Source organism: Chryseobacterium sp. (genome assembly GCF_019236175.1).
Taxonomy (GTDB): Bacteria; Bacteroidota; Bacteroidia; order Flavobacteriales; family Weeksellaceae; genus Chryseobacterium.
Window position 1 is genome coordinate 233,752 of the sequence record NZ_JAFAJM010000015.1, and the last position, 21,971, is coordinate 255,722.

23 protein-coding genes are annotated in these 21,971 nt (G+C 36.0%); 13 read left to right on the forward strand and 10 right to left on the reverse strand.

All coding sequences use genetic code 11. The features are described 5' to 3' along the window. The first annotated feature begins 124 nt into the window (after window positions 1-124). The 7 genes from JO178_RS14105 to JO178_RS14135 all read left to right on the forward strand — a co-directional run bounded on the left by JO178_RS14105 (window position 125) and on the right by JO178_RS14135 (window position 3,506). A complete protein-coding gene (locus JO178_RS14105; RefSeq protein ID WP_291937030.1) occupies window positions 125-829 on the forward strand; it encodes a glycohydrolase toxin TNT-related protein in 705 nt (234 codons plus the stop codon). Between the two features lie 76 nt (window positions 830-905). Continuing rightward, window positions 906-1,262 (forward strand): hypothetical protein, encoded by a 357-nt coding sequence (locus tag JO178_RS14110; RefSeq protein WP_291937032.1) that lies wholly within the window; start codon window positions 906-908, stop codon window positions 1,260-1,262. Between the two features lie 183 nt (window positions 1,263-1,445). Further along, window positions 1,446-1,913, forward strand: coding sequence for a nucleoside triphosphate pyrophosphohydrolase family protein (locus tag JO178_RS14115; protein WP_291937035.1), 468 nt, complete (start codon window positions 1,446-1,448; stop codon window positions 1,911-1,913). Between the two features lie 3 nt (window positions 1,914-1,916). Next, a complete protein-coding gene (locus tag JO178_RS14120) occupies window positions 1,917-2,480 on the forward strand; it encodes a thioredoxin family protein (RefSeq protein ID WP_291937038.1) in 564 nt (187 codons plus the stop codon). 3 nt (window positions 2,481-2,483) lie between these two features. Further along, window positions 2,484-3,089: a DUF4230 domain-containing protein gene (locus tag JO178_RS14125; protein WP_291937041.1), complete on the forward strand. Its 606-nt coding sequence runs from the start codon at window positions 2,484-2,486 to the stop codon at window positions 3,087-3,089. Between the two features lie 17 nt (window positions 3,090-3,106). Continuing rightward, a complete protein-coding gene (locus tag JO178_RS14130) occupies window positions 3,107-3,247 on the forward strand; it encodes a hypothetical protein (RefSeq protein ID WP_291937043.1) in 141 nt (46 codons plus the stop codon). A gap of 73 nt (window positions 3,248-3,320) precedes the next feature. Then, complete coding sequence (locus JO178_RS14135; RefSeq protein ID WP_291937047.1) at window positions 3,321-3,506, forward strand: hypothetical protein; 186 nt, start codon at window positions 3,321-3,323, stop codon at window positions 3,504-3,506. Between the two features lie 95 nt (window positions 3,507-3,601). Here JO178_RS14135 and leuB read toward each other — a convergent pair whose 3' ends face one another. Genes leuB through JO178_RS14155 form a run of 4 tightly spaced genes read right to left on the reverse strand, consistent with a single transcriptional unit; the run spans window position 3,602 to window position 7,914 of the window. Next, on the reverse strand, window positions 3,602-4,726 hold the full coding sequence (gene leuB / locus JO178_RS14140; protein ID WP_291937054.1) for a 3-isopropylmalate dehydrogenase: 1,125 nt from the start codon (window positions 4,724-4,726) through the stop codon (window positions 3,602-3,604). Then, window positions 4,707-5,315 carry a 3-isopropylmalate dehydratase small subunit gene (gene leuD, locus JO178_RS14145; RefSeq protein ID WP_291937055.1) on the reverse strand — a complete coding sequence of 203 codons (609 nt, stop codon included), beginning with the start codon at window positions 5,313-5,315 and terminating at the stop codon, window positions 4,707-4,709. Before leuD ends, leuB begins: the two co-directional genes overlap by 20 nt. 16 nt (window positions 5,316-5,331) lie before the next feature. Then, on the reverse strand, window positions 5,332-6,720 hold the full coding sequence (gene leuC / locus JO178_RS14150; protein ID WP_291937057.1) for a 3-isopropylmalate dehydratase large subunit: 1,389 nt from the start codon (window positions 6,718-6,720) through the stop codon (window positions 5,332-5,334). 30 nt (window positions 6,721-6,750) lie between these two features. After that, window positions 6,751-7,914 (reverse strand): 2-isopropylmalate synthase, encoded by a 1,164-nt coding sequence (locus JO178_RS14155; RefSeq protein ID WP_291937060.1) that lies wholly within the window; start codon window positions 7,912-7,914, stop codon window positions 6,751-6,753. A gap of 148 nt (window positions 7,915-8,062) precedes the next feature. Here JO178_RS14155 and JO178_RS14160 point away from each other — a divergent pair, with 148 nt between their 5' ends. Continuing rightward, window positions 8,063-9,607: a hypothetical protein gene (locus JO178_RS14160; RefSeq protein WP_291937063.1), complete on the forward strand. Its 1,545-nt coding sequence runs from the start codon at window positions 8,063-8,065 to the stop codon at window positions 9,605-9,607. Window positions 9,608-9,666: 59 nt separating this feature from the next. Here JO178_RS14160 and JO178_RS14165 read toward each other — a convergent pair whose 3' ends face one another. Genes JO178_RS14165 through JO178_RS14175 form a run of 3 tightly spaced genes read right to left on the reverse strand, consistent with a single transcriptional unit; the run spans window position 9,667 to window position 11,838 of the window. Beyond that, window positions 9,667-10,680: a membrane dipeptidase gene (locus JO178_RS14165; RefSeq protein ID WP_291937066.1), complete on the reverse strand. Its 1,014-nt coding sequence runs from the start codon at window positions 10,678-10,680 to the stop codon at window positions 9,667-9,669. Beyond that, window positions 10,655-11,659 (reverse strand): DUF4932 domain-containing protein, encoded by a 1,005-nt coding sequence (locus JO178_RS14170; protein ID WP_291937070.1) that lies wholly within the window; start codon window positions 11,657-11,659, stop codon window positions 10,655-10,657. The genes JO178_RS14165 and JO178_RS14170 overlap by 26 nt, the downstream gene beginning before the upstream one ends. After that, the gene (locus JO178_RS14175) at window positions 11,626-11,838 is read right to left on the reverse strand and encodes a hypothetical protein (RefSeq protein WP_291937075.1); all 213 of its coding nucleotides are present in this window, start codon (window positions 11,836-11,838) and stop codon (window positions 11,626-11,628) included. Before JO178_RS14175 ends, JO178_RS14170 begins: the two co-directional genes overlap by 34 nt. Window positions 11,839-11,930: 92 nt before the next feature. Between JO178_RS14175 and thrS the strand changes: the two genes are divergently transcribed. The 3 genes from thrS to JO178_RS14190 all read left to right on the forward strand — a co-directional run bounded on the left by thrS (window position 11,931) and on the right by JO178_RS14190 (window position 16,429). Further along, window positions 11,931-13,850 carry a threonine--tRNA ligase gene (thrS, locus tag JO178_RS14180; RefSeq protein WP_291937078.1) on the forward strand — a complete coding sequence of 640 codons (1,920 nt, stop codon included), beginning with the start codon at window positions 11,931-11,933 and terminating at the stop codon, window positions 13,848-13,850. Window positions 13,851-14,015: 165 nt separating this feature from the next. After that, a complete protein-coding gene (infC, locus tag JO178_RS14185; RefSeq protein WP_185097810.1) occupies window positions 14,016-14,516 on the forward strand; it encodes a translation initiation factor IF-3 in 501 nt (166 codons plus the stop codon). Window positions 14,517-14,857: 341 nt separating this feature from the next. Further along, a complete protein-coding gene (locus JO178_RS14190) occupies window positions 14,858-16,429 on the forward strand; it encodes a T9SS type A sorting domain-containing protein (protein ID WP_291937087.1) in 1,572 nt (523 codons plus the stop codon). Between the two features lie 140 nt (window positions 16,430-16,569). Here JO178_RS14190 and JO178_RS14195 read toward each other — a convergent pair whose 3' ends face one another. Next, window positions 16,570-17,136 (reverse strand): hypothetical protein, encoded by a 567-nt coding sequence (locus tag JO178_RS14195; RefSeq protein ID WP_291937090.1) that lies wholly within the window; start codon window positions 17,134-17,136, stop codon window positions 16,570-16,572. 158 nt (window positions 17,137-17,294) lie between these two features. Here JO178_RS14195 and JO178_RS14200 point away from each other — a divergent pair, with 158 nt between their 5' ends. Beyond that, window positions 17,295-18,368, forward strand: coding sequence for a resolvase (locus JO178_RS14200; RefSeq protein WP_291937092.1), 1,074 nt, complete (start codon window positions 17,295-17,297; stop codon window positions 18,366-18,368). A gap of 77 nt (window positions 18,369-18,445) precedes the next feature. Next, window positions 18,446-19,012, forward strand: a complete 567-nt coding sequence (locus JO178_RS14205; RefSeq protein WP_291937095.1) for a hypothetical protein — start codon at window positions 18,446-18,448, stop codon at window positions 19,010-19,012. Window positions 19,013-19,095: 83 nt separating this feature from the next. Here the strand turns inward: JO178_RS14205 and JO178_RS14210 are convergent, their stop codons facing one another. Both JO178_RS14210 and JO178_RS14215 read right to left on the reverse strand, forming a co-directional pair. After that, complete coding sequence (locus JO178_RS14210) at window positions 19,096-19,725, reverse strand: response regulator transcription factor (RefSeq protein WP_291937098.1); 630 nt, start codon at window positions 19,723-19,725, stop codon at window positions 19,096-19,098. A 2-nt stretch (window positions 19,726-19,727) separates the two neighbouring features. Beyond that, entirely contained in the window at window positions 19,728-21,935 is a 2,208-nt protein-coding gene (locus tag JO178_RS14215) for an ATP-binding protein (RefSeq protein ID WP_291937102.1), read from the reverse strand. Window positions 21,936-21,971: the final 36 nt, after the last annotated feature.

A 21,971-nucleotide genomic window follows, 5' to 3' on the forward strand; every position in this document is an offset into this window, starting at 1 on the left:
ATTACAGACATCTTCTATTATTTATCTAAAATGCCCCCGCGGAAACAAAATCTTTTCAAAGAAAAACTACGGCCATTTACTCCTGATAATACTTAATAAATCCTACATAATTAAAATTTTTTATATGAAACATTTATTTAAGTACATCTCATTATTTGCCATTACCTTTTTTTCAATGGCATGTAGCTCAGACAGAGAATACGAAACTGAAAACCCGGTAAAAATTGTTTTCTACAAAAATGCCGACGAATTTGCGTTAACTTATGATCCCGCAGGAACTGTCAGTTCTACCATCAGAACCCAAGCCTTCGACCTCTATAAGCTGGGCAGATGGAGTGAATTGGAAGCGCTTTTTAATGCCAATAAACTCAACGGCGGATGGCCTCCTGCAAACGGTGGATATAATATCGTAGATGATGTTCCGATTCTTGCCGGACAAAAATTTGACAGATACAGCGGAGCCGTTGGAAACTACGACGGAACCGGAATTCCTACTTTAGGGGGAAATTTTACGAGCCCTATTATCAACGGATATACGTATACCTTTACGCAGAGAGCATTAAACCAGCCTGAAAATAAATATGATTTTTATTATGAGATTGATGTCTTGAATAATTTACTATCTTTCAAATCTCAAACAGCAGACATTATTCCTTGGTTTAATCAGGCCGGTAATGGTAAACAGACCATGTGGAAAATTCCGGTTGACGTGACAACCGGGTATCCAAAAACATGGAATAAGCTCGCAGAAGAGGGATATATTAAAGTAACCATTAAAAAGAGCCCAAGCGGAAAATATAATAACTTAGTAGGTACGGTTATTCAGTAATAAATAAACTCAGATGTATTCAATATCAAAAAAAATAAACATTAATAAAAAAGTTCTTGTTGAAAAGAGTACTTTCATGAATGACGAAATCATTCCCTCTGCAGTCACTAAGTTCATCTGTTGCGATTGCAGCCACCAAAACACTATTGAAATAATTCCTTATCAGTCGGGATTTCCTATTCTTCAGCTCTATCAGGATGAGCAGGTATTGTCTAAGAATGAATTATTAAAAAACGCTATGCTTACAGAAACTTCTCCCGGAATGCAACATTTGGGGGCATTAACGGTTAATCAGCTGCCAACGTTATATTTCGGAACCAGCTGTAAAACCTGCTATTCAAAATACCTTTGTATATTTGGTTATGGAGAAAAACAGCCCGGCTTAACAGTACTGAACATTTCCGGAATATGGAAATATGAGGAATCAAAATGATTTTTGAATACATAGCTGCTCAACATACTATAAGATCCATAACTTTAAGGTTGTGGATCTTTTGCTATTCTGTACAAAAAATAGTCTGGCAGCGCTCTTTTCTCCTATCTGTTGCTACATTTTACACTCTACATTCTGCATTTTGCAAATCGTTTTCTATCTTTGTCATAAATAAAAAATTTCATGGATAAAATTGATAGTCTGAACCAAGTAGCAGAATTCCATACTACTTTCAAAGCCCCTATTTTAGATACCCCACAAATTCCTTCTCCTGAAAGATGTAATCTTAGAGTAGAACTTCTACAGGAAGAATTAAATGAACTTAAACAAGCGATTGCAGATAATAATATTATAGAAATTGCTGATGCTCTTTGTGATCTTCAGTATGTATTAAGCGGTGCAGTGCTTGAATTCGGGCTTGGCAACAAATTTGTAGAGCTATTCAACGAAGTTCAGCGTTCTAATATGTCTAAAGCTTGTGACAACGAAGAACAGGCTAAAGAAACTGTTGAATTTTATAAAGAAAAGGACGTAGAATCTTTTTACGAAAAGTCCGGAGAAAAATTCAATGTTTACAGACAGGCGGATCATAAAGTATTAAAAAACAAATACTACTCCCCTGCTGATTTAAAATCCATTATTGAGGAATAAAATATGAAAAAATTTATTACAAATATTGTTGCCTTTTCAAGTCTTTTTTTTGCGGTTCAGCAGTTTAGTGCTCAGAAAGTAGTGGTAAACCGTGAAGTTGATACGCAAAAAGATGGTAAAATGCTTTTAGGCCATCAGCTAAAAGAACAGTTCTTAAAAGCGCCTTATGCAGACTGGTATGTAAAAGAACATGATGAGTACGCTCTGGATCAGAAAGCAGTCAGTGAACTGAAAAAGGAAAGACTGGGTTCATACGATATTATTGTGTTTATGGGAACATGGTGCGAAGACAGCCACAGAGATTTCCCAAGACTGATGAAAATCCTGGAAGAAACAGGCTATCCGGAGTCTAAACTGACTATTATAGCAGTCAATCGTAAAAAGGAATCTCCTACCGGAGATGAAGGTCTTTACAATATACAAAAGGTTCCTACCATTATTCTTAAGAGATACGGAAAAGAGGTGGGAAGAATTGTGGAAATGCCTACAACAGGATATATTGAAAGAGATTTAGTTGAGATTTTGAAAAAAAATGATTCTTCTGTAATAAAAGAAATTTTTAAATAGATTTTGAAAAATAATAGAACAATTTTATCGTTTGTAGCCGGCGCCGGTGTGATGGTGCTTTTGTTTTTCGGCGTTAAATCCTGTTTTAATCTTGGAAGTAAAACTGAAAAGACGGATTATTATATCCTGACCAATCAGATTTCTAAAATGAATAAAATGGTCGTCATTGAGCAGAATACTTCCAGTATGCAGAAAACCAAAATGGGGTATGAAGTATTTGGGAAAGAAGTGTCTAACAACAGTATTATCACTTATACAAAAACGAATGCCCAGGTTTCTTATGATCTGAATAAAATGAAGATTGAGGTAGATTCCATCAATAAGAAGCTGGTGATTACGGAACTTCCTGATGCGGACATAAGAATTACTCCCAGCGTTGAAATTCAGTCTCTTGACGATTCTTTTTTCAATAGAATCACAGAAAAAGACATTAAGGGTGTAACGGAAAAAGCTAAAGAAACTGCGATTAAATCTGTTGATCAGAATCAGTTGAGAACAGAAGGCCGTAAACAGCTAATGGAAAATCTTGACCATATTTTTGTTCTGGCAAAAGCTTTAAACTATACCATAGAAGATAAAACGGGAAAAATTGGTATATTAGGTCTCTAAATACTAATACCTAAACTATGGACACAAAGGACAATAAGAAAACTTCCGGCGAAGAATTAAACATTCAGGATCCGGAAAATAATTCTTTACCTAAAAAGAATGATAAAGAAGATCTTCCCGGATCATCAACGAATAAATCCGGAAAAAACGGCGGTTAGCTGACTGTTTTATTTTTTTGGCAAAAACTTTGAATACTATCTCAATATTCTTGACATTAAAAAATTTAAAGTTATGGATTCAGAAAAAAACAGCAAGAAAAAGGAATCTGCCAATGCTGCAGAAACCAAAAAACAGAACGAGGATTTTCAGAATATCCCCGCTTCATCAGGAAAAACCAACCCGCCTGATATAGATAAGGAAGACATTCAGCGTGCCTCTAAGAACAAATCTGGAAAAACAGATAATACAAAAAAGTAAAATTAGCCCATAAGGCATAAAAAATTGAAAAGTTCTGTCTCATATGAGGCAGAACTTTTCTTCTAACTATCTATTTAAGTGGACGATTAAATATTCTAAACAATGGTTGATTTACCGATTTTCACATTTTCAAAATTGTAATAAGACTTTTCGGAATACCTGATATGATCTGCAATAAAACTTCCTACTTCACCCGTAGAATAATATTGCTCGGTATTAAGATCAATAGTAACATATTTATTTTCAATAGCATGCTCCACAGATTGTCTCAGCTTTTCCGCTGCAGGCTTCAGATTAAGATGATCAAGCATCATCGCGACACTAAGAATAGACGCAATAGGATTGGCTATCCCCTTTCCTTTTGCCTGTGGATAAGAACCATGAATTGGCTCAAACAATGCATTTTTTTCTCCTATAGAAGCAGACGGCAGCAGTCCGATTGACCCTCCGATTACACTGGCTTCATCAGAAATAATATCTCCGAACATATTTTCAGTGACAATAACATCAAACTGTTTCGGATTAAGAATCAACTGCATAGCGGCATTATCTACAAACATGAAATCAAGCTGTACATCAGGATATTCAGAAGTGATTTCCTGGCATATTTTTCTCCATAGTCTTGACGTATCCAATACGTTGGCTTTATCAATAAGAGTCAGTTTCTTACTTCTTTTCTGAGCTTCCTGAAATGCCATATGGGCAATCGGAAGAATATCTTCTCTGCTGTATTTGCATATATCATATGCATATTCGCCATCAGGATCCGTAAATTTCTCACCGAAATAAATTCCGCTTACCAGTTCTCTGAAGATCTGAATATCCGCTCCTTCTATAATTTCCCTTTTAAGCGGGCTCTTCTCAATTAAAGAAGAATATGTTTTCAAAGGTCTGATATTGGCAAACAGCCCCAATTCTTTACGAAGCTTTAGAAGTCCCTGTTCAGGTCTTACTTTGGCTTCGGGATTATTATCAAATGCAGGATCTCCGATAGCTCCAAAAAGAACGGCATCAGAGTTTTTACAGATTTTCAAAGTCTCTTCAGGTAATGGTTCTCCGGTTTTAAAGATGGCTTCTGCACCTATCAGTCCATATTCGAATTGAAACTGATACTGAAAGGCTTCAGCAATAACATCCAGTATTTTAATACTCTCACTGATGATCTCTGGTCCGATTCCGTCTCCCGGAAGGACTGCAATTTTAAAATAATTGTCGCTCATTTGTTTTTTGTGTTTTTAATTCAAACTCTTGAATCGCCTGCTTTTTACTGATTAAAAAATCAATATCGTCATAGCCGTTCAAAAGGCATATTTTTTTATAAGAATCAAGCTCAAAAGTTTCAGTGGTATCTTTAAAACTAATGGATTGTAATTCTACATCAATAGCAATTTCATTATTGGGGTTTTCGTGGATTCCTTCTAAAATTTCCTGTAAGAATTCTTCTGAAACCTTAACAGGCAGAAGACCGTTATTTAAGGCGTTTCCTTTAAAAATATCAGCGAAATAACTGGAAATGATGACTTTAAAACCGTAATCTGTCAACGCCCATGCTGCATGTTCACGGCTGCTTCCACAACCGAAATTGTTTCCTGCTACTAAAATTTCTCCTTCGAATCTCGGATTATTCAGTACAAAACCGGAGTTAGGCTCTCCTGAGTGGATATTATACCGCCAGTCTCTGAACAAGTTTTCACCAAAACCATTGCGGTCTATACTTTTAAGAAATCTGGCCGGAATAATCTGATCGGTATCTATATTTTCTGCCGGCAAGGGTATTGCACGGGATTTAATAATAACTAATTTTTGCATGTCCTTTTAAATCTGTTTAGTTTACGTTTTCAAAAGCTGAAATTCTGCCTTCAATTGCAGCTTTGGCTGCAGTAAGAGGGCTTGCCAGAATTGTTCTCGCTCCCTGTCCCTGTCTGCCTTCAAAATTCCTGTTTGAAGTAGAAACACAATATTCACCTTCAGGAATTTTATCATCATTCATAGCAAGGCAAGCCGAACAACCGGGCTGGCGAATCTGGAATCCCGCATCACTGAAAATTTTGTCCAGTCCCTCTTCATAAATCTGCTTGACCACCTGCTGAGACCCCGGAACAATTAATGCTTTTACTGCTTCAGATTTACTTTTTCCTTTTATATATTGAGCTGCAGAACGGAAATCCTCTATTCTGGCATTCGTACAGCTTCCAATAAAGACATAATTAACTTTAATATTCGATGGCGTCTGACCTGCTTCCAGCCCCATATATTTCAGTGCTTTTTCCTCCGATTCATTTTGTGGTGCAGGAATAACTTCACGGATAGAAATACCCATTCCGGGATTTGTACCATAGGTAATCATAGGGTAAATATCTCCGGCATCAAAAAACAGTTCTTTATCAAAAACAGCCTCTTCATCGGTTGGTAAGGTTTTCCAGTACGCCACTTTTTCATCCCATCCCTCACCTTTAGGAGCAAAGGTTTTCCCTTTTACATATTCAAAAGTAGTCTCGTCAGGAGCTATCATTCCGCCCCTCGCTCCCATCTCAATACTCATATTGCAGACCGTCATTCTTCCCTCCATAGACATTTCCTCAAATACATTTCCGGCATATTCACAGAAATATCCCGTTCCGCCGTCGGTACCTATTTTTGAAATAATATACAGAATGACATCCTTAGGTTGTACATTCTCATTCAAGACTCCATTAACGGTAATTCTCATCGATTTAGGTTTATTCAACAGCAGGCACTGGCTTGCAAAGACCTGTGCTACCTGGCTGGTTCCTATTCCAAAAGCAATGGCACCAAAGGCTCCATGGGTAGAGGTATGGCTGTCTCCGCAAACAATACTCATTCCGGGCTGGGTAATTCCCAGTTCAGGAGCAATAATGTGAACGATACCCTGATACTGATGTCCTAATCCGAATAGTTCAATATTATTTTTCCGGCAGTTTTCAGTCAGCTGATGAACCTGGTTTCTTGAAAGTTCGTCTCTGATTGGCTTTTCCTGATTAAGAGTCGGTACATTATGATCTGCCGTTGCTATAATCTGTTCAGGTCTGAATACTTCCAGCTTTCTGGCTTCCAGTTCTGCAAAAGCCTGAGGGCTTGTTACCTCATGAATCAAATGTTTGTCAATATATATAATCTGTGGACCGTCCGGAATTTTTTCCACTACGTGAGCATCCCAGACTTTGTCAAAAAGTGTCTTTCTATCGTTCTTCATTTTTTAATTGTATCTTGATTGTAAATCAACCTATCCTATCTTTCGGCTGTAAGTCCCTATCATCTGGCTTAAATCCTCATTACAAACCTCTTTTTTAAGATCCGCAATTTTTAAAAACTCCTGATATAAATAATCGAGTTCATTTTTCGTCACTTCATAGCCGATATGTTTAAATCTATAAGCAAGAGCTGAGCGTCCGCTTCTGGCTGTAAGAATAATGGAAGATGCATTGACTCCTACTTCCTCCGGATCAATGATTTCATATGTTTCTCTGTTTTTAATCACCCCGTCCTGATGGATTCCTGAACTGTGTGCAAATGCATTTGCTCCTACGATTGCTTTATTAGGCTGCACAGTCATTCCCATAAGATCAGAAACCATTATACTCATTTCATTCAGCATTCTGGAATTCACATTCGTATGAAGGTGCAGATCTTTGTGTTGTTTTAAAATCATGACCACTTCTTCCAATGCGGTATTTCCCGCTCTCTCTCCTAATCCGTTTATGGTGCATTCTATCTGGCGCGCTCCGTTGATAGCCCCTGCAATAGAATTCGCCGTAGCCAATCCCAGATCATTATGACAATGGCATGACAGAACCGCTTTTTCAATTCCTTTTACATTCTCTCTAAGATATTTTATTTTCCGGCCATATTCTTCCGGCAGGCAATATCCTGTTGTATCAGGGATATTCAGCACAGTAGCTCCTGCTTTGATGACTGCTTCGCATACTCTGGCCAAATATTCATTATCTGTTCTTCCTGCATCTTCTGCATAAAATTCTACATCCTCTACATATGTTTTAGCATATTTAACTGCATCCGCAGCACGTTCAATAATATGTTCTCTTGTAGAATTGAATTTATATTTAATATGCGAATCAGAAGTTCCGATTCCTGTATGAATTCTTGGTCTTCTGGCAGCCTTCAATGCTTCTGCTGCGGTATCTATATCTTTTTTATGGGCTCTCGTCAGCCCGCAAACTTTTGCATTCTTTACGAGTTTTGAAATTTCTGAAACAGATTCAAAATCTCCCGGACTGGAAATTGGAAATCCTGCTTCAATGATATCAATCCCTAGCTCATCAAGCCTTTCTGCAATAATCAGTTTTTGTTCCGTATTCAGTTTACATCCCGGAACCTGTTCCCCATCCCTCAGTGTGGTATCAAAAATTTCAATTTTTTCGGAATTCATAAATAAAGTTTTTTACTTAATTTTGACTCAAAACTACGGCTTGTAAGATTTTCATTGTTTCAGTTTCCCTAAAAATTACAATACTCAACATTTGAAAAACAAGATATATTTGCTTGATTATTAAACTTTTAAATTATAAAAATTTACAATGGCAGAATTGCAGAAAGATTTTTTGTTTGTCCTGGTAAAGTCATTGACTACTTCAGAAAAACGTCAGTTTAAACTGTACGTAAACCGTCTCGGAATTAATGTAGATGCTAAATTTCTTTTATTATTTTCAGAAATGGATAAGATGAAAGAGTATGATGAAAATGTTATTATTGAAAAGAAAATTTCAACGAAGCAACAGCTTTCTAATCTGAAAGCCCATCTATACAAACAGATCCTGGTCAGCCTCCGCATGAACCCCAGTCATCAGAATTACAGAATCCAGCTTAGAGAACAACTGGACTTTGCCAATATTCTTTATCAGAAAGGTCTTTATAAGCAGGCTTTAAAAATACTCGATAAAACCAAACAGACAGCGTTGGAACTGGATGAGAAAAGTATTGCTTCCGAAATTATAGACCTCGAGAAAGTCATTGAATCCCAATTTATTACAAGGAGTATCGAAGGACGTGCAGATGAGCTGATCCGACAATCTCAGGAAATAAGCAGACAGAACCGCTACACCAATAAATTATCAAATCTTTCTCTGAAATTATACAGTGAAATGCTCACCCATGGCTATGTTAAAAATGATACAGACAGAGAAGAGGTTTTAGAAATATTCAATTCCCAAATCAAGAATATTAGACTTGATAAACTGAACTTTACGGAGAAGCTCTGGTTTTTCAAGGCCCATGTCTGGAAAAACCAGCTTTTACAGGATTATAAATACACCCTGAAATATGCTTACCAATGGGTAGATTTATTTCATCAGAATCCGGAAATGATCTATAGCCACCCGGTCTGGTATATTAAAGGGAATACTTACCTGCTGAAAATTCTGTTTTTATATGGAAATATAGATATTCTGGAAGAAAATTTCGCCAATTTTAATCAAAGAGTTACTGCTGAAAATTTTGCCCAGAATGAAAATCTTCAGTCGCTTATTTTCCTTACACATTACAATACCCTGATGAATATTCATTTTGTAAAAGGTGAGTTTTTTACGGGTACGAAGCTTATTCCGGAGATTGAACTTAAGATGGAAAAGCTTAGAGAAAGAATTGATGAACACCATTTTATGATACTTTATCTTAAAATGGCGGCCATGTTTTTTGGCAGTAAAATGTTTAAAAAGTCAATTGAATATTCAATGCGGGTGATTGAGTCGAAAGGAAATGTACAGGAAGATCTGCTTTTCCATACGCGTATTCTGATACTCATGGCGAAGTATGAATCCGGGAATGATGAAGATTATGATGAATTTATCGCTTCTACCCTTAAGTTTGCCAAAAAAATGAAAAAGCCGGAAGAATTTCACTTTGAAAGTATTCAGTTTTTCAAGAATCTGAATAATCAGGTTCCGGATCAGCAGCAAAAGGCATTTGCCGCATTTGATAAAAAACTGGAAGAGTTTTCTAACAATGAATATTACAGAAGATCATTATTCTATATTGATATTCATGGGTGGATAAAGTCTAAAGTCCGGCATGTAGACGTGATTGAAATTATTAAACAGAAAGTAAAATATAAAAGAAAAAGCTAGCCGGATCCGGCTGGCTTTTTACCTCTTATTTGTTTTTGGAACCGGTACTTTAAGCCGGTTTACAACACACTTTCAATAAAACGCAATGCATTTTTATGACTGATTTTCTCTTCCAGCTCCGGCGAAAACCTCTCCTCAATCTCCTTATTAACAGCAGGATATACGGATGCATTGGCATGCTCCGGAAAGAAGAACGGATGACGGGATAAATCCGGATGGTTTTTCCAGTAAAAGTAATCTGCTCCGTATGCTATATTATTTTCTGCTCCAAGCTCCAATCCGTACTGAATATGCTCATACAACTTTTCAGGATGATCAGCATCCACGTAATCTTTGATAAAGTTAAGACCTATCAGACCATTTCTTTTAATCACCTCCTGCGCCAGTTCATCAGGAAGATTCCTGTTGTTTTTATAAACTGTTCTGTAATTGGAATGACTGGCTACAATAGGAACAGCATAATTTTTCTGATCTATATAAGTGAAAATATCATAAGCCAGCTGATCACTTGTATGAGCCAGATCAATAGCCATTTTCTTATCTGAAATATAATCAATCAGCACTTTTCCATCTTCTTTTAGCCCTACTTCAGCATGATTTCCGCCACCAAAACGATTTTCCGAATGATGGGTAATCCCCAGATAAAGTACATGCTGTGTATTTTGTATGATATTTTCCAGCTTTTTAAATCCGGAATCCAGACTTTCATTTTCATCACAAAATGCGGATGCATTTTCAATCGCCGCCAGGATCCCCACCTGATTTTTATGTTCAGATGACTGGTAATTGTCTTTATTAAAAAGAAAAAAATTATCGTTTTTAATCAGTTCTGAAAATAACTGACTCTGCTTTAATCCGTATCTGGTACTTTCTGCACCAGTTCCTGCGTATATGGCCATAATCTGCAGTTTCACCTGCCCTTCTTTTAAATAAGGGAGCGAACAGCCTATCTCCAGATCGTCAATGGTAGCATTGGGATCAAGTAAATAGTACAATAAGTCACAGTGTAAATCAATATTCATAGTGCTCATATGATAATTTGGGGTGTTATTTTTGGATTGTATCGAGTTCATTGTTTATAAATCTAACGCTGCTGTTTTCAAAGATTTCCAGAAGCCGGGGAACAAAGTCTGCAAACGTTTTATATTTTGTTCTGTTCGCATTGTATTCTTTTATTTTCTCATTTAATTGTGGCAGAAATATAAAGTTATTTTTGATATGATAATCCTTTAAACGTTTAGCTCTTTCAAAATCTTTCTGAATCTTTGCGGTCTGAATTTCCCCGAGCCTCACCAGATGTTCTGCCACACAAGTCTGATAATCTTCATATCCACCTGTTTTAATCATTGTTTCCTTTAGATTTGATTTTTCAAATAGGTCTTTAAATTTATGAAGTTGATCTGTATGTTTATATACTTGCCTGTTAACAAAAGAATGTCCAAATTCATGAACACTTAAAAATCTGGCCTGAAACTGGTTGTCATATCCAAATTGTCCTGGTTTTTCGACTTTTACGAAAGGGCTTGCAATCTCATAAATATTTTTCTTTCCTGATTTTAAAATAACTTCCGTGGCGATTCCCCGGCCTTCATTTTCCGAAATAAGCCACATCATTATAGGAGATACAAGAATCGTATACCCGTTAAAACCTTCACCATAAAACATTTCCATAGCATTGATGAAACCGGACGGGATTTGTTTATTATATTCATTAACAGCTCCTGTATAAAAGTTATTTTTCTTTTTAAAAAACTCGCCGATATTTTCTTTTATATAAAATTTTGAAAGCTCTGAGAGATAATTTCTGATTAATAAGGTTGCCTCTTTATTTTGCTCTTTTGTCAGATTATTGTTTTCATACTGATAATCATTAATCCATTCTGTGGACGGAAATTCCCGGTGGTACATTAGGGGTTTCATCAGAATGTCATTTCCGGAACCATATTTTTCCAGTAAAATATCATTAAGCCTGGCTGTTGAAACAGCAATATCAAAGTTTTTCAAATATCCGAAGGTCTCTAAAGCTTCCTTAACAACAGGCTGATAGAGCATTCTTTTATTTTATAAAGTTCAAAATCTTTATTGTTTTTTCTATGATCTGCTGAAAGTATTTCTGCAAGGAAATAGGTTTCAATATTTCTATTGTAAGACACTGAAAATTTAGCCTTTTTTTCTTGTGTAAAGCCTGATGTAAAAGCCAGTGAAGCAAAAACAATAAATATCTTTCTCATGTTTAATATTAATTATCATTATAAATAGGTACTAATATAGTATATTATCTAAAAAATGCGTATTTTTGCATCTTAAAATTTCTTAGTAAACAATGATAAAAATTACACTTCCAGACAATAGTGTCAAAGAATTCGAGGGAGCAGTTACTCCCCTAGATGTGGCAAAATCTATAAGCGAGGGATTGGCTAGAAATACCATCTCTGCAATTGTTAATGACAAACAAGTAGAAACGACCACACCTATAACCACGGATTCTACGGTACAGCTTTTGACCTGGAATGATGATCTTGGAAAGAAGGCTTTCTGGCACTCTTCTGCCCACTTGTTGGCGCAGGCAATCCTTGAATTTTATCCGAATGCTAAGTTGACCATCGGTCCTGCTATTGAAAGCGGATTCTATTATGATGTAGATTTCGGGGATGAAAGTTTATCTGAAAAAGATTTTGAAAAGATTGAGAAAAAGATCTTGGAAAATGCAAAGAAAGGCTCTACATTCTCACTATATCCGGTTTCTAAAGAAGATGCTTTAAAGACTTATGCGGACAATCCGTACAAAGTTGAATTGATCTCTAATCTTAATGATGGAGAAATCACTTTTGTAACGCATGATAACTTTACAGATTTATGCCGTGGTGGTCATATTCCGAATACAGGAATCGTGAAAGCGGTTAAGATATTAAATGCAGCAGGAGCTTATTGGAGAGGTAATGAAAAGAACCCTCAGTTGACAAGAGTCTATGGTATTTCTTTCCCTAAACAGAAAGATCTTACTGAATATCTTGAAAGACTGGAAGAAGCAAAAAGAAGAGACCACAGAAAATTAGGTAAAGAACTTGGAATATTTGCATTCTCTGAAAAAGTAGGTGCCGGTTTACCGCTTTGGTTGCCAAAAGGAACGGCTCTCAGAAGAAAACTTGAAAATTTCCTTTCCGATGCTCAGAAAAAGGGAGGTTATGAATTTGTAATGTCTCCGCACATCGGGGCCAAAGAATTATATGTAACTTCAGGACACTGGGATAAGTATGGAGAAGACAGCTTTCAGCCGATTAAAACTCCGAATGAAGGAGAAGAATTCTTACTGAAACCTATGAACTGTCCTCACCACTGTGAAATTTACAAAACTTCACAATGGAGCTACAGAGACCTGCCGAAAAGATATGCAGAATTCGGAACTGTTTACAGATATGAGCAAAGCGGAGAACTTCACGGATTGACAAGGGTTCGTGGATTTACTCAGGATGATGCTCACTTATTCTGTACTCCGGATCAGCTTTCGGAAGAATTTGAAAAGGTAATTGACCTTACACTTTATGTATTTAAATCGTTAGGATTTGAAGACTTTGTAACTCAGGTATCATTAAGAGATCCTGACAACAAACAAAAGTATATCGGTTCTGATGAAAACTGGGAGAAAGCCGAAAGTGCGATCATCAATGCAGCAGAGAAAAAAGGATTAAAAACAGTTATCGAATACGGTGAAGCGGCATTCTATGGTCCTAAACTAGACTTTATGGTGAAGGATGCTTTAGGAAGAAAATGGCAGCTGGGAACCATCCAGGTGGATTATAACCTTCCGGAAAGATTCGATCTTCATTATATCGGAAATGATAACGAAAAGCACAGACCGGTAATGATTCACAGAGCACCTTTCGGTTCTATGGAGCGTTTCATTGCGATTCTGTTGGAAAATACAGCAGGTGATTTCCCGTTATGGTTAAGCCCCGATCAGTTTATTATTCTACCGATCAGTGAAAAATATGTAGATTATTCAAAAAAAGTTTCACAATTTTTGGAAAATCACGATATTAGCGGTCAGATTGATGACAGAAACGAGAAGACAGGTAAAAAGATCCGTGATGCTGAATTGAAGAAGATTCCTTTCATGCTTGTCGTAGGAGAAAATGAAGAAAAAGAAGGCACGATTTCTGTAAGAAGACGTGGTGAAGGAGATCTTGGAGTAATGAAACTGGAAGATTTCGTTGCCTACTTTAAAAAAGAAGCGGCAATTTAATTTAAAATTAAAAGACTGAAGGATTTTAAAAATTATAGGAATCTTTCAATTTTTCAATCTTTAAATCAATTTAATTAAGTAATTAACCCATAAAATTATAATACAATAGCACAAAGATTTAACAACAGGGGCCCACAAAGACGTCCGGTACAAGAGGACTTACACTTGATCAACGATAAAATTCGTGTGAGAGAGCTTCGTTTGGTGGGCGATAACGTAGAGCCAGGAATTTATCCAATTGACAAAGCAAGACAAATTGCTGCGGATCAGGAATTGGATTTAGTAGTAATTTCTGATAAGGCAGAACCTTTTATTGCAAGGATATTAGAATATAAAAAATTCTTATATGAGCAAAAGAAAAAACAGAAGGAACTTAAAGCTAAGCAAGTAAAAGTGGTTGTAAAAGAGATCCGTTTCGGACCTCAGACTGATGATCACGATTATGAATTCAAAAAGAAGCATGCTGAAAAATTTCTGGAAGAAGGTTCTAAATTAAAAACCTACGTATTTTTTAAAGGACGTTCGATTATCTTTAAGGACCAGGGAGAAATTTTGCTTTTAAAACTGGCTCAGGAACTTGAGCATGTGGGTAAAGTAGACCAGCTTCCTAAACTTGAAGGAAAAAGGATGATTATGATGATGAGTCCTAAAAAACCAGCAAAATAATTAAGTCATTATTTTACATACAAACCTCAAAGCAATTTGAGGTTTTTTTATGCATTTTTCTCGTCCTGAAAAAGCTAAAAAAACCATATAACCTGCCATACGATGAAAATTAGTTGAAATCTTTTCCAAAGTATCTCCGATGAGACAGAAATCGTGATATTCTCCAATTACAGGTTTTCCCTTTGAAGTCATTTATTTTTCTATCAATAGAATTCTACTTATTTACTTTTTATTTTAGTTTTTTCTTGCAAATATTTGTTTTATAGTCATCATTTTACTCAAAAAAAAATCATATTTTTGCATCCAACTAATAACCCGAAAACTAAAATTTTATAAAATTCATGAGACATTTACTATTTCTAGCATTTTTTTCAGCTGGCTCATTCTATGGACAAAGTGGTCAGGTAGATCTAACTTTTGGCAACAACGGAGTACGTTATGATGCACCGAGTGGCGCCCCTAATATCCAGGTCACAAATGATGGCAAAGTTTTTTTAATGGTTAATAACCAAATAAAAAAGCTAACGAATACCGGTGCGTTAGACCCTACTTTTGGCACAATGGGTGTTTTTTCAAATCCAAACCCTTATAACAGCATATTTCTCTACTCTAATGGAAAGTTGCTAACACAGGAAGCCAACAGCTTATATACTACCAGAGTAAAAAGGCTAAATTCAGACGGCACTACGGATACTACTTTTGGCACTTCAGCAAATAATGGTATTGACTTTAACAATTCAGGGTGTTCTCCTTGTCTGGAGAAGCCAAGTATTCACCTTTCCAACAACAACGACAATAATTCTTTTTTCATTCTGGCAAGTGACGGGTATTATATGGGAGGTCGTGGTGTTGTCGTTTTAAAAAATGAAACAGGTACCTCAGGCTTTTCCATTTCACCGGTGTATATCCCAGCAATAACGGGTAGTACGGGAGTTCATATGGGTACAGGCGCAGCAAAAGTCCTTAAAGCTTCTGACGGAAGTTACTTTGTTGGTGGTGGTTTATATAAAATTAATAATAATTCAGGTGTTAGTCATAGGGAGGGTTCAAAGGCATTTGTAGCAAAGTATACTTCTCAGGGCGGTCAGCATAACAATTTTAATTTTTATGCTTCTCAGGGCTCAGATAGTGGCAGTAACGCCGGTGTAGACTATCAGCTGGATGCACAGGATAACCTTTATGCAATGGCTGTAGACAATTCTTATAATAATGGATCGTCATTGTACTACTACCGAATCTATAAAACAGATAAATTTGGTAATTTAGACTACTCTTTCGGCAATACTAATTTTACGGGGTATTTGGATGTTTCTGCCGCTTTTTCATCTATCACCAATTATAAAATTACTTTTAGAAAAATGTTTATACAGCCGGATGGTAAAATCTTACTGGTGGGGAACACAACTTATATCATAAATTCTACGACCACTCAGGATAAAGAATTATTTTTAGCACGTTTTAATACCGATGGAACCTTAGACAGCACATTTGGAACAAACGGCTATGTCATACATGATATTGACCCTACAGCTTTTGAGACCTTTGTAGATGCAGGAACCAATTCTGATATGACACAAATCTATGTAAGTGCAACTCTTAAAAACGCTGCAACCAATTCATTTATCAAAACGGCTATTGTAAAGTTTAAAAATACTTCCAGCAACTTATCTACTAAAGAAGCTGCTCTTACTCAACAGGATTTATTATTCTATCCTAATCCTGTAAAGGATATTTTAAAATTCAATTCCGAAGGAAAAGTAATGATCTATGATACTAACGGGAAACTGTTATTATCAAAAGATAATGTAGATGGGAAAAAAGGTATTGATGTTTCTGAATTGATACACGGAAACTACATTATCCAGGTAAAAAATACAAAAGAAACACATAGTTCTAAGTTTATTAAAAACTGATAACTCAAAATAAAGTTAAACGAAAAAAGTTCTCTACACATTGTAGAGAACTTTTTTCGTTTTGGATATACCTTACAATTTACTATGCGGAAAACCATCTCATTTTAACTAATGACATGGTGTATTTTCGCGGAAAAGTTTTACCCCTCAAAATCCCCACAGTCATGCTCTTTGAAAAGAGGCAATGCTTTTTTGGTGGTGAAATACTTGGAGATTCTTTTATTATTCAACTTCAGATCCTGGCCTTCTATAGCCAATTCGTAAACAGGAGTTTTCTCAATCCGGGTTAAAATATAAGTTCTTTCCGGTGTTTTGAAAATAGTTTTATTTCCTTCTGTAGAATATGAAAAATCACGAATTTCAAAGGTATCTTTTTCATCACAGACATTGCTCCATCTGATTTGCTTCTTTGTTATAGACAGGCTTGCCAGATCGCATGAATAACAGTTTCCGGAGAACTCTGTCCCATATTTATCATACACATTTGTGCTTTTACCATTCAATATATCAATAGGAACTAGCGATGTAAAATCATTGGGTATTTCTAATTCTGATACACTTTTCTTTTCTTGATCAGTTTTAGAAACCGGAACCGGAACTGTTTTTACATCTGGAGAAGCAGTTTTATCCCCTTTTTTTTCTGTAGCGGGTGAACAGGAAGTTAACAATGTTATCGCAATGGAAAAGCTGGTTATTACGTTTTTCATCATTTTAAAATAATTTATAATAATTGGTTTATCGTTTTGTAAAATTGTCCAAATTCTACCGTTCAATATATCCCTGTTTTCAGCCATTTATCACCTATATCAGGCGGTTTTGTTGGCTACTGGTCTGAATACAGATACATTTGTCCAAAATATAAAAAATGAAATTATTAAATCAAATCGTTATATCATCCATGATTGTATTTGTGGGATGTAATCAACAGAATAAAACGTCAGAAACCAACAAGACAGAAACTAAAGTTAAGCAAAAAACAATAACCCTTGCCGATTTCAAAAAAATAAAAGGGGTGGATAATATTCAGGAGGTCCCGTATCAGTTATTTACCAAGCTTGATTCTGTGCAGTTTTTTGTAAGCCCGGATAAAGATGCGGCCCACCTGAAAATGGCTTATAATAGATTCGATAATTATTATGGATTTGAAGAATTTAAGGACTTCTACTCTATCCATTACAGCATTAAGAACAATATTTCAAACAGTATTGAGGCTTTTGTTTTAAAATCAGAATTCACTGCCGCATTTGAACTGACCTTAAAAGATGTTAACCTGTATGAGATCAGAAGCAGTACATTTAAAGGATCAACAGATTTTAAGAACAAATCTTTTAAAAAATGGGGTATGATCACAGAGATTTCAGAACAGGAATTTAACACCCATTCAAAAAAAAGAATCGATGAAGAATTGGTGAAAAATCCGAATATACAGCTACAGAATAATCAGTGGGTATACACAGAAAATGATAGTAAAGCGATCATTACACAGCATGAAAATATACCTACTGAAACAGGACCGCTCTCTTATGAATATGTGGGACAATCACGCTATTTAAATCTGGAGGTTTTCAAAGAAAACTCTAACGAAGTTGTAGATTCTTTCCATTCTTTTTACAGTATAAAAAATGCAGGTATGTCTGAACTGGGTACAGAAGGTTATCCGCAGATCCTTCCTGCTAAAGGCTGGATTACCTATATCTCATCCAATCATGATGTGGGAAGTAATTTTACGATCTCTACCTACTCCCCGAAAACAAATAAACAGGACTATCTTTTATATGTAAATTTTACGAACTTCAAAATAGCAGATGATAAAAAGGCATTCTGGGCAGATAATGATACTTTTTATGCAGAAGTCTATCCGCTAAATTCAGCTCCTGCTAATGGTAAAAAGCGAAAGACTGCTTTTATAAAAATCCAGTTAAAAGAGGATATATTATAGTCAAAAACCCCTGAAATCAGCCAGTGTATATGGAAATAAAGTCCAATATCTTTGCAGCAATTATGTAAAGAGATCCTATGAAAAAATTAAGTGTAGCAATCCTTTTTTGTTTACTAAGTTGTATGACTTTCGCGCAATCAATAAAAGTAGTGATTAAACAAAACGGAAAAGTAATTGAACCTGTTAATGATGTTTATGATCTGAAAAAATCAACTTTTCAATTTGAGATTACTTCAGCCAATCTGGAAGGTTTTTTAGTAGGAGCCACTACAGATAAAGATATTTATGCAGGAGCCCTGGGCCTTTTCAATGCAGAAGTTCCCTGGTTTCAGAATACAGGTATGGCAGAGGAAATGTATAACAAAGACAAAGAATTGTTTTTAATGGATTCGGCACCATCCTATTGGTATTATACTGATGTAAAAGATCACAGATTCGATAAAAACCCAAAGGGCAATGCTAAACAATGGATTGCAACACGTACTATTACAAGGTTTTATGACATCATGGCAGATTACCCTATCAATTTAAAAGATTTTGACGGAAGGGTCTATATTTTAATGTATAAACCTGAGTATAACAGCGATTACGATTTAACAGGAAAGAAAAACCTGTTCCAGGCTGCGTTGAGATTCAGAGATTAATTTTTACACACCTAATTATTTGATTATATATAGAAAAGGCCTGCTTTTACGATGTAAGCGGGCCTTTTTGCATGGTGAATATTTTATTCAATAATCAAGCCGTATTCTATTGCCAGTTTAATGGCCGAACTCAGATTTGAGGTCTGAAATTTTTCAATCAGATTTTTTCTGTGGCTTTCCACGGTATGCGGGCTGATAAAAAGCTTTTCCGCCATCTGGTTGGTAGTAAGTCCTTTCGCGGCTTCTGCCAGAATTTCCTTTTCCCTGCGTGTCAGTTTCGGAACCTGATGTAAACCATCCGCTGATTTTTTCTCCAGAACAGATCTGGTTTGTGAGCATAGGAAACGTTTACCTTCATATACACTGGCTATACCTTCAAGAATTTCAGAAACCGAAGCGTTTTTTTGAATATATCCTAATGCACCTTCAGCCAGCGTACTATTAATTACGGGGAGTTCATTGTGAACACTAAGGATGACAATCTGGAGATTTTCATATTTTTTTCTGAGAGGCCTGATGAGTTCAATGCTGTTGATATCTGCCAGATTGATATCCAGCAATAAAATATCAATGGCTTGTTTTGCGAGGCCTGTGTTCATTTCAGAAACGTTTCTGAAACAATCTACAACATCTATCGTATCACTATTGCCTAAAATATTTTTCAGCCCTTCTAATAGAAGTGGGTGATCGTCTGTGATGGCTACTTTTATCATGTTTAATGAATAGGAATTTGAAGTTCTATACTGGTACCAATATTCAGTTCGGAAGTAATATTCATCGTTCCTTTTAAAAATTGGATTCTCAATTCTATATTATGAAAACCAGCTGTTTTTCTAATGTTAAGGTTTGCAGGATCAAACCCATCGCCGTTGTCCTCTACCGTAAGGTTTAATGTATTTTCTTCTTCACTTATCTGAATAATAATTTCAGAAGCATTGGCATGTTTTATGGCGTTGTTGACCAGTTCCTGAATGATTCTGTACAGGATCAGTTGCTTTTCCTGTGATATGGAATTGCTGTAACTAATGAATTCGGTATGAATATCTAATGCATTATTGGAAATACGGGAGGCAAAATCCTGAATGGCCACTTTCAAACCATATTTCATTAATAAATCAGGCATTAAATTATGTGCTACACGTCTCAGCTCTTCTACGGCACCATCCAGCTGGTCAATCGATTTTGAAATTCCTTCTTCTATATTTTCAGAATGATGAAGGTCCAAATAAGATAACTGATGTTTGGTGCCTGAAAGCAAACCTCCCAATCCGTCGTGAAGATCGCGGGCTAAACGGCCTCGTTCCTGCTCCTGTCCTTCAAGTAATGCTGTAAGTGTGGAAATTTTTGAATTTTGCTTCTCTTTTTCCAGAGCCAGGGCATGCAGTTCATCTCTTTGCTTCATAGATTTAGCACGCTGTTTAAAAGCATAAAGCAATAAAAGAATTAAAACGATGAAAAAAATAATAAAAAAAACATAGTATGTATTGATCTTTTCCTTAAATGCCAACAGCTTTTTATAGTTGTTGATATCATCATTTTTTTGTTTTGTTTCGAGCTTTGCCAAGCGAAGCTTCTGTTCTTTTTTCTCTGATTCGAGCTCTGAGAATTTCAGCCGTTCCCGTTGATTTTCTTCTACCAGCTTTAAGTTATTGTACACCTGTTCACGTTGTCCCCGCAACATATTAATCAACTTAATTTCCTGTGCCTTCTTATCACTTTCCAGCTGCAATTTTATATATTTCTGCTCCTGACGTTCCTTATCAAACTGTGATTCTAACCTTTTGGTGATATCCAGTTTTTCCTGATCGTAAACACTTTTATATTGATCAACATAACTTTTATAATAAGTAAGAGCTTCTTTGTAGTTACCCTGTTCCTCACTAATTCTTGATAGAGATTCCAGAATAGACAATTCTATATTATGATCTCTGACGGGGCTTTTCCCGATTTCCACGGAAGCTTTGAGAAAGTAGGCCTTCGCCAGATCATAATTTTTATCCTGTATGGCCAGTTCTGCCAGGATTCCGAATGAAGAAGCAATATGAATGGCATCACCGGTTTCCAGGCTCACTTTATTGGCTAACCGGGCATATTTCATTGCCTTATCACGATCAAAATCAGTATACAGATTCGCTAAATTGATAGCAGCATACGAAAGGCTGCTCCTGTTGAACATTGCTTCATTATTTTTGTTGAAAGTCGTAATAGCCTGCAGGTAATACTGTTCAGCTTTATTTCTAAATACTTCATTGGATGGGTTTTGAGTGTGTTTCTGTTCATATACATAGCCCATCCGCATATAGGCATCGAAAATCAGGTTAGGGTCATTTTGTCTGGATGCCAGTAATAAAAACTGTTTGCTGTATTTTTCTTCCAGCTGGTATTCATTGAGGTTGGAGTAAATAGCAGATAATTCTTTGGCTGCATTACCAAATCTTCCGTACAGTGTAGAAGTCGTTGATGAATTTTCATAGTAATCAATAGCTTTAAGGTAAGCAGCAACGGCATCCGTTGTTTTATTATTACGTGTAAGAATCCAGCCTTTCGCATATTGAAAGTAGCCTTTCGCCTCGTTATTATTCGTTTTTAGGCTATACCGTTTTGCCATATCAAGGCTTTTTGACGATTCAGCGGCTTTATTATCAAGCCGATAATTCATGGCTTGTACCGCATATAGTATAGTGGCATATTTTCCATCAGCCTGTTTTGTTGCGATGGAAATATTGGCCTCTAAAATCTGATAGGATTTGTGTTTATCGTTATGGAAAAATAAGGCGGTAGCATATTTGGGAGCCAGGTTTAAGTGTTCTGTCAAATTGTTTGAAGCATGGTCGTATTCCTTTTCTAATTTGCTTAAAACATCCTGCGCCTGAACAAAAAATGGAAAAACAAGTAAAGCAGACACCAATAATAACCTGTACATCAAATTCTTATCTTTATTAAATTATATGGTAGTAAA